Origin of the sequence: Pseudoalteromonas sp. NBT06-2, assembly GCF_002276045.1 — a bacterium.
GTDB lineage: Bacteria > Pseudomonadota > Gammaproteobacteria > Enterobacterales > Alteromonadaceae > Pseudoalteromonas.
On record NZ_NQMR01000124.1, the window covers coordinates 1 to 1071 of the forward strand.

At 39.7% G+C, this 1071-nt stretch carries 1 protein-coding gene; it reads left to right on the top strand.

Translation table 11 applies throughout. The features are described 5' to 3' along the window. Positions 1–147 precede the first annotated feature (147 nt). Positions 148–972, top strand: a complete 825-nt coding sequence (locus tag CJF42_RS19370; RefSeq protein ID WP_502694801.1) for a reverse transcriptase domain-containing protein — start codon at positions 148–150, stop codon at positions 970–972. The last annotated feature ends 99 nt before the right edge of the window (positions 973–1071 follow it).

A 1071-nucleotide genomic window follows, 5' to 3' on the forward strand; every position in this document is an offset into this window, starting at 1 on the left:
ATATCATGACACCTATTTTTGACTCGTATTTTCATCCATCAAGTTATGGATATCGTGTGGGGCGAAGCGATCAGCAAAGCAACGTTATTTATACGCAGGTATAACAAACAGCATGTTGTTGATATGGTTCTGTCGAAATGCTTTGATATGCTCGACCACGACTTGATCATCAAGTGTATGAGAAAGCGTATCTCAGACGGTAGTATCTTAAATTTGATTGAGATGTTTCTAAAAAGTGGTGTAATGATAGGCTCAAATTGGCAAACGAGTGAATTAGGCAGCCCGCAAGGCGGGGTAATTAGTCCATTATTAGCCAATATTTACCTAGATGAGTTCGATCAAGAAATGATGAAGCGAGCGCACCGAATCGTGCGTTATGCGGATGACATTTTGATATTCTGCACCTCAAAATCTGGCGCAGAAAACGCATTGAAAGTAGCGAGCCATATTTTAGAAGAAAAGCTGAAACTGAAACTGAAAGTGAATGAGCGTAAAACCCATATAGCACATAGCGATACAGGGATAAAATTCTTGGGTGTGAAGGTTTTCACCAATTACACAGGCATTCAAGAAAAGAAACTCAAGGCATTAAAAGTGAAAGTAAAACAACTCACCAAACGTAATGGCGGAGGAAATTTAGCATTTGTGTTAAAACGACTCAATCCAGTGCTGAGGGGATTTGTCAATTACTTCAAGATAGCGAATATAAGCAGTAAACTTAAAGGATTAGCGAGTTGGGTAAGGCGAAGGTTAAGGGCAGTGCAATTGACGCTTTGGAAAACGGCGGATAAATTACACCGTAGATTAAAGCAGCTAAAATACAAACCACCTTTTAAGCGGATAAAAATGAAATCATGGCGAAACTCGATGAGTCCATTAGCAAGTTATGCCATGCCAAACAGTTGGTTTAAAGATATCGGTTTATATCAGATAGACGAAGTAAAAACGGGTGTTCTTGCTTCTTATTACTAATAATAGATAAGGAATAGTAAATTGCATGAGCCGTATACGAGGTCCGTACGTACGGTTCTGTGAGAGGGATGAGGCAAAAGCCTCACCCTACTCGATGTT

What these genes read in the sequence shown, in the direction of transcription:
- CJF42_RS19370 (WP_502694801.1), top strand. Translation starts at nt 148, where the DNA reads ATGCTCGACCACGACTTGATCATCAAGTGTATGAGAAAGCGTATCTCA.